This window comes from Neobacillus drentensis, from assembly GCF_036962765.1.
In the GTDB taxonomy this organism is placed as follows: Bacteria; Bacillota; Bacilli; order Bacillales; family Cytobacillaceae; genus Neobacillus; species Neobacillus drentensis_C.
This window is the reverse complement of the sequence record NZ_JBALOS010000017.1, coordinates 2,952-12,414: the sequence shown is the minus strand read 5'-3', so window position 1 is coordinate 12,414 and position 9,463 is coordinate 2,952. Positions and strand designations below refer to the sequence as shown.

The window sequence follows — 9,463 nt, the reverse complement described above, 5'->3', positions numbered from 1 at the left end:
TGGTTAGATGATTCTATCTTTTTACAGCCGAAAGATGTGATTTTAAAAGCGATGAATATTGCTAGTGCCAATAACAAGCGAAGGCTAAGCTATGTGGTTGGAATTCTGAAAAACTGGGAAAATGAATCTTTACTGACCGTAGAAGAAATTGATTCGTATCATGAGAACCAAAAGTCCGGACCAAAGCATAGGCAATCAACCGAATCGCATCCTGCTGGAAGAGCTATTCCTAGTGGATTTGAACTCGACCTTACGGCAGGTGAAGATTGATGAGTATTGCTGAAAAAGCGTTTTTAGGAAGCTTGATGAAGGCGGAGTACTTATTCAAGGATACAGGGTCCAACCTGAACAACTAGAAAGTACACGGTATAAAGAATTAATGCGGAGAATGGTGGAGTTAAACCGGGCGGGGAAGAATGTTGACTTAATCACATTGACTACCTTACCAGACCTCGATTCATTAGGTGGAATGTCTTACCTATCGGAGCTGTTATCCTACGCGGATCTTGAGAAATTTTATGGGATGGAGAAGCTCATTCTTGATCTGTGGAAGGAACGGAAAAAGAGAAATATCTTGATAGTTGCAGCGATGAATGATTGGGAGATTGCTAGAGTCATTGCTAAATTGGATAAAATTAACCAAATGAAAATGGAGGATTATACGTCCTTACAACAAGCGTTATCAGGTATCTATGAGGCCCCCTGGGAAGATCAAGTAACGTTGAAAAGTGCAACAACGGGCATCAAAAAGCTCGACGAAGTAACGGGAGGCTTCCAGAATGGCGAAGTGACGATTCTAGCAGCTAGACCATCGATGGGAAAAAACGATGTGATGCTTCATTTTGCCAAAACGGCGGGTTGGGCAGGGTTTCTGCCACTCGTATTTTCCATGGAAATGCCTGAAAGGCTGATAACCACTCGATTAATGGCTTCGACAGCGGGCTTTAACCTTGCAAAATGCGAGATCCAAAAAGAATGCTCAATCAAATTCAAAAAAATAAATGGTCGGATGTGATTGGTGATCACACTGAAACCCATATGCAAATTTTTGATAGGGCATGACAAACTATTGCCGAAATGAGAGCAAAAACGCGAAAAAGAATTGATCAGTGTTAAGTAATCGATAAAAAGGATCGATTTTGATGAATCAAATTCCATACAAGAATCCGGCAGTTGAAGATAATTAGAGTTTTATAGGAGAATGAGATTAAAAGAAATTTAATAATAACCTACTTTTATAAAAATAAAGCAAAAGTGAGTGCAATATTGTTGGAGCCAAATGATGTGACATCATTGAACAAGTATAGAAACCCCTTTAAGATATTGGGGTTTCTATTGTATTAATTACTATCAGGGCTCTTGATTATAAAAAAATACTATTGACAGTCTTTTTCTTATTAAACTAAAGGTATGGATTTATGGGTAAAATATGCCCAAAGGTGACTATATACATAAAATTTTTCATTCCCTTTTCTTTCCTTTAATTTTGTTACACACCAATCCTGCATTTGCTGAAACAGAGGCTAATCAATTAGAAAGCCCAATAACATCATTTATGTCGGGTTTGCAACCTGAGACCCTTTAAAAAAGTTGTAGAATTATGGATATTAGGTTTGAAAAAATCGAAGTGGTGCTGTTCAATTTGCATTGCTTTTGCCATCTCTTCAAAAACAAACAAGGAGGAAATTCGAACAAAGGAGTTAAGGTAATGGGCAATCAAGTCCGTGGGTAGATAATGTTCTTATTGTAAAAGTAAATAAGAATAGCGATAAAAAGCTACAATATTACAGTTGCATTAACTCATATGCAAATTACTGAAATAAATTATAAGTTCGGTTAAAAGAAGGAGGTTGTACCGAAAAATTGTCTAACTCTTTGAATAAATATTCTAATTCTTCTATAAAAAGTGATTCTAATGGAATTAAAAGATTGCTACCTTTTTTAGGTCCTGCCTTTATTGCTGCTGTGGCATATATCGACCCAGGTAATTATGCAACAAACATTTCGGCAGGGTCTAAGTATGGATACACATTATTATGGGTCATTTTAGTTTCTAATTTAATGGCAGTTTTGATTCAGACGATGTCTGCCAAGTTAGGGATTGCAACAGGTAAAAACTTGCCTGAAGTTTGCCGAGAGAAATTTTCAAAGAAGACTTCAATCCTTTTATGGCTTCAAGCTGAACTTGTAGTTATGGCAACAGACCTTGCAGAATTTATTGGTGCATCGCTTGGACTCTATTTGCTTTTTGATATCCCACTTGTTTTCGCTGCTATTATTGCAGCCATTGGTTCATTCGTAATTTTGGAGATTCAAAGGCGAGGAATGCGTCCGTTAGAAGCTGTTATTACAGCAATGATTTTTATTGTAGTAATTGTCTTTGGGGTTCAAGTTTTCTATGCAGCACCAGATGCAGTGGCAATTCTCTCTGGTCTTTTCACACTCAAATTTGAGGATGTAGATAGCGTTTTATTAGGAGCTGGTATGCTGGGAGCAACAGTGATGCCACATGCCATTTATCTGCATTCTGCCTTAACACAAAATAGAATTGTCGGAGAAACCGAAGAAGAACGGAAAAAGATTTTTCATTATGAGTTTGTAGATGTCATTATTGCGATGATTATTGCAGGTGGGATAAACGCAAGTATGTTAATCGTACCAGCGGCTTTATTTAATAAAAACGGACTTAACGTAAGTGATTTAGAAGTTGCCTTTAATGAATTTGGAAAAATACTTGGACCTTTTGTGGCTATATGTTTTGGAATTGGATTGTTATCTGCTGGATTATCAAGTTCTTCAGTTGGTACCATGTCAGGTGACATCATTATGCAAGGCTTTATTAAACGACGCATACCTATTTATTTGAGACGATTTATTACAATGATACCGCCGTTAGGAATAATTTTAATGGGAATTAATCCTTCTAAAGCTCTTGTAATAAGTCAAGTTGTCCTCTCTTTTGGAATTGCTTTTGCTTTAATACCTTTAATAATGTTTACAAGTAACAAAAAAATAATGGGAAAACTTGTAAATCATTTAGTAACGTCGATCTGTGCGTGGATAATTGCTGTAATTATTATAACTCTAAATTTATTTTTGTTATATCATACCTTTATTAACTAAAGAAGGCATATTTACAAAGTGATATTTCCTTAAAATAAAATAGATAAAAGCTACTATAAAGCAGCCCTAATCAATTGAATTTTTTATAACCCTTTGGAGGTCAATAAATGAACGTATATTTGGCGGGACCATTTTTTAACTCAGAACAAATTGCACTGTTAGAAAAATTAGAAATACTTTTATTAAACAAAGGATTAAATGTTTTTTCTCCACGAAAATACAAAAGTGAGTTTCCTTTTGGATCCTATCAATGGCAAAATCAAAACTTTGTTACTGATGTAAATGCAATTCAGTATAGCGATATTATCTTTGCAGTATATAACGATCAGGATCCTGGAACAATGTGGGAAGTTGGATATGCATGGTCGCTTAAAAAACCTCTCATTATTTTTAATACTAAAGAAAAAGTGCTAAACCTTATGATTACACAATCTTTACATGCTTATTTAGATAGCTTTGAAAAAGTAATTCATTATGATTTTAATAAATTACCTCGAATACTTTATCATGGAGCTGTAACTTAAAAATTTATAACAACAACGGAAATGATACATTAGGTAATAATATAATTTTTTCCATTTTTTAATATAAAAATAGATTGTTGACAAATTGATAAAATTATTTACAATTAAGTTATCTCGAATTTGAGATAATTAGATTTGAGGTAAATTTATTAAAAGAATTAAATGGAAGGTCTTGTTAAAATGGTAACCTTATATTTAACACCTAGTTGTGTATATTGCCGTAAAGCTAAAGCTTGGCTTGAGGACCACCAAATTGCTTACAAAGAAAGAAACATTTTATCTGAACCGATTACGATCGATGAGATTAAAAAAATTCTTCATCTAACAGAATATGGTACAGATCAAATCATTTCAAAAAATTCGAAAGCTTTTCAAAAATTGAATGGCAACATTGAATCTTTATCACTTCAAGAATTGTACAAGATCATTAAAGATAACCCAGAATTATTACGAATACCGTTAATCATTGATGAAAAAAAGTTACAAGTCGGATATAACGGAGAAGAAATTCGTAGATTTATGCCTCGTAAAAATCGAATTTTTCAACTTCGTGAAGCTCAACAAATGATTAATTAAATCTGAAGTTTAATGCAAATAAAATGAGATTTTGACTAAAATAACATCGTAAATTATATTATTTTTATTAATATCTCTAATTCAAGATATTTTAAAACGAGACATTTGATATTTTTGGTTCCTTAAACCCTGATGAGGCACAGATAATAGTCAATCTTTTGAATAAAAATTAATAAAAGAGTGAAAAAATGAATTTTTAGATTAAATATCTCGAATTGGAGATTTTTTAATTAAAACAGTTGATTTCATTAGAGTTTAATTATATCAATTGTACAAAATAATTATAATGGATTAGATTAATACAATTTAAATGTTTTACTAAGAATCAGACAATTTAAAATGATTGGTAAAAAAACTTTCGATAATGGAGTGACAAAAATGACAAAGAAAACAATGGGTATTCACCATATAACTGCAATTGTAGGGCATCCGCAGGAAAATGTAGATTTCTACGCTGGAGTTTTAGGGTTGCGATTAGTGAAGCGAACAGTAAATTTTGATGATCCTGGTACTTATCATCTTTATTTCGGTAATGAAGGCGGAAAACCAGGTACAATTATCACCTTTTTCCCTTGGGCAGGTGCTCGTCAAGGAATTATTGGTGATGGACAAGTAGGGGTCACTTCTTATGTTGTTCCGAAGGGCGCTATGGGATTTTGGGAAAATAGATTGGAAAAATTTAACGTTTCATTCACTAAAATGGAACGCTTTGGAGAGCAATATTTAGAATTTGATGATCCACATGGACTTCACTTGGAAATTGTGGAAAGAGAAGAAGGGGAAGTCAATACATTCACTTTCGGTGGGGTAACTCCAGAAGTTGCTATCAAAGGGTTTGGCGGCGCAACTCTTTTATCTGCACAACCTAACAAAACCGGGGAATTGTTAGAAAATGTAATGGGACTTGAATTAATCGGAAAAGAAGGAGATTTCGCTCGTTATCGTTCTTCTGCAGATATCGGAAATATTATCGACCTAAAATTAACTCCTATTGGACGCGGTCAAATGGGTGTAGGAACAGTACACCATATTGCATGGCGGGCTAAAGATGACCAGGATCAATTGGATTGGAAGAGGTATGTTGAGACGAACGGGTATGGTGTTACACCCGTACAGGATCGAAACTACTTTAATGCGATTTACTTTAGAGAACATGGAGAAATTCTATTTGAAATTGCAACAGATCCACCTGGATTCGCTCATGATGAATCATTGGCGACGATGGGAGAAAAATTGATGTTGCCATCACAATACGAACCGCATAGAGGAGAAATTGAGCAAGTATTGATTCCGATTGAAGTAAGAGAATTAGATTAATTCACGAAAAGGAAGAATTGTTTCGATATGATAAGCCTCTGGACGATCCGACAGAAATACTTGATCGGAAACTACTTTAAAGCTCTTTATTTTCATGAAGAAGGGGGAATCATCTTCGAAATAGCGACCGACCCGCCAGGCTTTTCGGTTGATGAACCTGTCGCTGAACTTGGAAAAAAACTTATGTTACCTTCATGGTTAGAGTCAAAGCGTGAAGAATTAGAAGAAACCTTACCTTTTGCGGAGGTTCGAGTATTGGAAGGAGATAAATGATGAAACATATATTTAATAAGGGGACTGATCCATCAAAACCAACTTTACTGTTGCTACACGGTACAGGTGGAAATGAATTAGACCTGCTGCCACTTGCGGGAAGAATTGATGATGAGGCTTCAGTATTAAGTGTACGTGGGAATATATTGGAAAATGGAATGCCTCGATTTTTCCGAAGATTAGCTGAAGGAGTTTTTGATGAAGAAGATTTAATATTCAGAACAAAGGAGTTAAATGAGTTTCTTGACGAAGCATCACAAAAATATGGTTTTGACCGAAATAATATTTTGGCAATTGGGTATTCAAATGGCGCAAATATTGCCGCTAGTTTATTATTCCATTATCAAAATGCATTAAAGGGTGCCATTCTTCATCATCCAATGGTGCCGAGAAAAGGAATTGATCTTCCAGATTTGTCAGGGAAGTCAGTATTTATTGCTGCTGGAACAAATGACCCAATCTGCTCACCATTGGAATCTGCTGAACTACAATCGTTACTTGAGCACGCAAACGCAAAGGTTGAACTTCATTGGGAGAATAGAGGCCATCAGTTAACCGTCGAAGAGGTAGAAGAAGCAGCACAATGGTATCGCAAACTATAATTAAATAATAAAAATTTCAGACAATGAATCGAATATAAATCAACTGTTTTTTAATGAGAATCAAAAAAATAAAGAAACGGCATTATAATGAATATTAATTGAAAATGATTGAGAAAATAGGTGGTGTATTAAAATGGGTTTTTTATCAAAACTATTTGGGGATTCATCAGAAAAGGAGGTCGAAACTATGACAAATGTAAAATTAGCCGTAATTTATTACAGCATGGGTGGAACAAACTATCAATTAGCAAAATGGGCTGAAGAAGGAGCAAAAGTAGCGGGTGCTGAAGTAAAAGTATTAAAAGTCCCTGAGCTTGCACCACAATCAGTTATTGAAGGAAATCCTGGTTGGAAAGCTCATGTTGAAGCAACAAAGGCAGTACCTGAAGTAACATTAAATGATTTGGAATGGGCAGATGCCATTATCTTCAGTGTACCTACGCGATTTGGTAACATGCCTGCACAAATGAAGCAATTTTTGGATACAACCGGAGGTTTATGGTTTAACGGAAAACTTGTAAACAAAGTAGTTAGCGCCATGGCTTCTGCACAAAATCCTCATGGCGGTCAAGAAGCAACGATTTTATCCCTTTATACCACCATGTATCATTGGGGTGCAATTGTAGCAGCTCCTGGTTATACAGATCCAGTCACCTTCGGAGCAGGTGGTAACCCTTATGGAACAAGTGTTACTGTTGGACAAGATGGGAAAATGATCGAAGACGTACAGGCCGCTGTTAAACATCAAGCTAAACGTACCGTTACAGTTGCGGAGTGGGTCAAAAAAGCGAATCAATAACATTTTGACCGATAAGAAAAGCTAGTCGGAAATTTCAGATTAGCTTTTCAAAATGTTAGGTTTTGAATTAAGGGTAATAAGCTATCTCTTTGTGAACATTAAGGCAAGACATTATTCTTTAAAAAGGAGAAAATCGATGACTACAAAACCATTATTCACATCATCTGCAACAGCTAGTGGAGGAAGACAAGGCAGAGTTGAATCATCTGATGGCAAGATAAAAGTGGATTTAGCAATGCCCGGCTCCCCAAGAGCGAAAGAATTACCAAACGCGACAAACCCTGAACAGTTGTTCGCTAGCGGTTACTCTGCTTGTTTCGATGGGGCTTTACAGCACATCGCAAGGCAGGAACATGTCAAATTCGAATCACAAGTAACGGCAAATGTAGATTTCTTAAAAGATGAGGCCGATCAAGGATTCAAAATTGCGGTAACGTTGCAAGTAAAAGGGACTGGTGTGGAAAAGGAAAAATTAGAAGAGCTTGTACATAAGGCCCACGAATTCTGTCCATACTCAAAAGCCACAAGAGGGAATATTGACGTCACTCTCCAGGTTGTTGAATAAATCAAATTCATTGGTTGGATCTAATTTATTAAAAAAATAAATGGCTTGTGGAGGAAAGTGTTCTGCAATATAAGTTTGTATTACATTTTTAATACCAAAAAATTAATACTGAGAATTAAATAAAACGCCTCAGGACAATTCAGAGGCGTTTTAGACATAAATGCTCAATTCAAAACTATTTTTCGGATCTCACAGAATTTAATTTTCATGGTAGTGCAACAAGCAAAAAAAGACGCTTAAACAGTTGATAATCTTAAACTATTGCACCCGTTCTTTACTAACAGGCCACGCCAACACAAAAAATAAAGCTGCTGTAAAAAGCAGCTTTATCATCATCCACTCAAGCACTATGGTTAAATAAGAGAGAAATTTTTGTTAAATTTTAAAGTTTTGTTTCAAATGGATTTGAATATCTGAAATATGGACAAGTTCATTTCTAATTTTGTCAATATGTTTTATTTCACAATACCCACTTTCATATATCCATTGAATGATAAATTTCTCTCCATTGAAAATTATAATATCACCATTTTTCAGTTTTTATGACCCCCTGCCAAAAAACTAATATATAAAATAAGGCTGTTTTATAAATGATTATTGTTTTCTGTTAAACAAAAATGAACAGCTAGACTCTTGTTTTGATAAGATAATAAACCATTTGGATCCGCTGGAACATTACCAGTAATTTATAAGCTAAATTTGTACTCCTATCTTCCTGCTGATTTTTCTCCTCGAAGAATCATACATGTGCTTAAAGCATGGGCGACTAGGGAACCTCCTTCATCAAAAACATCACACTTAATCAACCCTATAGTGTTTCCTCTTTTCATAACCTCTCCTTTTGCTATAATTTTTTCGTTCCAGACGGGTTTTAAATAGTTAATTTTAAGTTCAACGGTTGTAAAGGATTCATTAGTTTCTAATGTACTCGCAAAGGCTACACCCATGGCCATATCGGCAATATCACATAGAATCCCACCGTGGATTGTCCCCATAGGATTTGCATGTTTTTCTGTATTACATTCTAATTCAAAAACTGCTTTTCCTTCTTCGACATCTACCAGCTCCGCCCCAATTAACCTTGCAATGGGTGGTGGTGGAACTTCACCATTCATAATTTTTTGCATATCAAGAACTTTTTTACTCATTTTAACAACCCTCCATTATAAAAAATACAAAACGGTCTTTTTTTATTATATACTTTAATAGATTTTATTTGTCAATATAATTGCAATGTTCAGATAAAGATAAAGTGATTTTGAAGACTTATAGAGTTATACTAAATTTAACAGACCGTTCAGTTTGAAAAATCAGTCAGAAAAGAGGACAAAAATATGCGCAAAGGCGAACGAACGAAGCAGATGATTATTGAAAAAGCCTCTGGGCTATTAAATATAGAAGGTTATATGAGTACTTCTATTACTGCTATCATGGAAGAAACCGGGATGGAAAAGGGAGGAATATATAATCATTTTAAAAGTAAAGCAGAACTTTCATTGGAAGCATTTTCCTACTCAATTAATACCATGTCCATGACTTTTCAAAAAGCAATTGATAACCAAAATACTACTATTGAAAAGCTGTATGCTATACTTGATGTTTTTTTGTTATTAGTAGAAGGGAAGCCTATTCCTGGAGGTTGTCCGATCTTAAATGCAGCGATAGAGTCAGATGATGCACATCC

Annotated in this window: 12 protein-coding genes; 11 read left to right on the top strand and 1 reads right to left on the bottom strand. The window is 35.0% G+C overall.

The features are described 5' to 3' along the window. The 10 genes from V7137_RS03210 to V7137_RS03165 all read left to right on the top strand — a co-directional run. Positions 1–270, top strand: a 270-nt coding sequence (locus tag V7137_RS03210; RefSeq protein WP_335696723.1) for a DnaD domain-containing protein, incomplete at its 5' end; no start/stop codon positions are given. Positions 271–388: 118 nt separating this feature from the next. Further along, complete coding sequence (locus V7137_RS03205) at positions 389–1,015, top strand: DnaB-like helicase C-terminal domain-containing protein (RefSeq protein WP_335696722.1); 627 nt, start codon at positions 389–391, stop codon at positions 1,013–1,015. An 848-nt stretch (positions 1,016–1,863) separates the two neighbouring features. After that, positions 1,864–3,123: an Nramp family divalent metal transporter gene (locus V7137_RS03200; protein WP_335696721.1), complete on the top strand. Its 1,260-nt coding sequence runs from the start codon at positions 1,864–1,866 to the stop codon at positions 3,121–3,123. A 107-nt stretch (positions 3,124–3,230) separates the two neighbouring features. Continuing rightward, complete coding sequence (locus V7137_RS03195; protein ID WP_335696720.1) at positions 3,231–3,647, top strand: nucleoside 2-deoxyribosyltransferase; 417 nt, start codon at positions 3,231–3,233, stop codon at positions 3,645–3,647. A gap of 180 nt (positions 3,648–3,827) precedes the next feature. After that, a complete protein-coding gene (gene spxA, locus V7137_RS03190) occupies positions 3,828–4,223 on the top strand; it encodes a transcriptional regulator SpxA (RefSeq protein WP_335696719.1) in 396 nt (131 codons plus the stop codon). 378 nt (positions 4,224–4,601) lie between these two features. Continuing rightward, a complete protein-coding gene (locus tag V7137_RS03185) occupies positions 4,602–5,540 on the top strand; it encodes a ring-cleaving dioxygenase (RefSeq protein WP_335696718.1) in 939 nt (312 codons plus the stop codon). A gap of 27 nt (positions 5,541–5,567) precedes the next feature. Then, positions 5,568–5,813, top strand: coding sequence for a hypothetical protein (locus V7137_RS03180; protein ID WP_026565123.1), 246 nt, complete (start codon positions 5,568–5,570; stop codon positions 5,811–5,813). After that, the gene (locus V7137_RS03175; protein WP_026565122.1) at positions 5,813–6,415 is read left to right on the top strand and encodes an alpha/beta hydrolase; all 603 of its coding nucleotides are present in this window, start codon (positions 5,813–5,815) and stop codon (positions 6,413–6,415) included. The genes V7137_RS03180 and V7137_RS03175 overlap by 1 nt, the downstream gene beginning before the upstream one ends. A 133-nt stretch (positions 6,416–6,548) precedes the next feature. Beyond that, complete coding sequence (gene wrbA / locus V7137_RS03170; protein WP_026565121.1) at positions 6,549–7,214, top strand: NAD(P)H:quinone oxidoreductase; 666 nt, start codon at positions 6,549–6,551, stop codon at positions 7,212–7,214. Positions 7,215–7,350: 136 nt separating this feature from the next. Further along, positions 7,351–7,779, top strand: coding sequence for an organic hydroperoxide resistance protein (locus V7137_RS03165; RefSeq protein WP_026565120.1), 429 nt, complete (start codon positions 7,351–7,353; stop codon positions 7,777–7,779). Between the two features lie 707 nt (positions 7,780–8,486). Here the strand turns inward: V7137_RS03165 and V7137_RS03160 are convergent. Next, the gene (locus V7137_RS03160) at positions 8,487–8,927 is read right to left on the bottom strand and encodes a PaaI family thioesterase (RefSeq protein ID WP_026565119.1); all 441 of its coding nucleotides are present in this window, start codon (positions 8,925–8,927) and stop codon (positions 8,487–8,489) included. Positions 8,928–9,113: 186 nt separating this feature from the next. Here V7137_RS03160 and V7137_RS03155 point away from each other — a divergent pair. Further along, positions 9,114–9,463 (top strand): TetR/AcrR family transcriptional regulator (locus V7137_RS03155; RefSeq protein WP_335696717.1); only part of this gene is annotated, 350 nt, incomplete at its 3' end.

Coding starts and splice junctions, on each gene's coding strand:
- V7137_RS03175 (WP_026565122.1), top strand. CDS start 5,813: ATGAAACATATATTTAATAAGGGGACTGATCCATCAAAACCAACTTTA.
- V7137_RS03160 (WP_026565119.1), bottom strand. CDS start 8,927: ATGAGTAAAAAAGTTCTTGATATGCAAAAAATTATGAATGGTGAAGTT.
- V7137_RS03185 (WP_335696718.1), top strand. CDS start 4,602: ATGACAAAGAAAACAATGGGTATTCACCATATAACTGCAATTGTAGGG.
- V7137_RS03205 (WP_335696722.1), top strand. CDS start 389: ATGGTGGAGTTAAACCGGGCGGGGAAGAATGTTGACTTAATCACATTG.
- V7137_RS03195 (WP_335696720.1), top strand. CDS start 3,231: ATGAACGTATATTTGGCGGGACCATTTTTTAACTCAGAACAAATTGCA.
- V7137_RS03180 (WP_026565123.1), top strand. CDS start 5,568: ATGATAAGCCTCTGGACGATCCGACAGAAATACTTGATCGGAAACTAC.
- V7137_RS03165 (WP_026565120.1), top strand. CDS start 7,351: ATGACTACAAAACCATTATTCACATCATCTGCAACAGCTAGTGGAGGA.
- wrbA (WP_026565121.1), top strand. CDS start 6,549: ATGGGTTTTTTATCAAAACTATTTGGGGATTCATCAGAAAAGGAGGTC.
- spxA (WP_335696719.1), top strand. CDS start 3,828: ATGGTAACCTTATATTTAACACCTAGTTGTGTATATTGCCGTAAAGCT.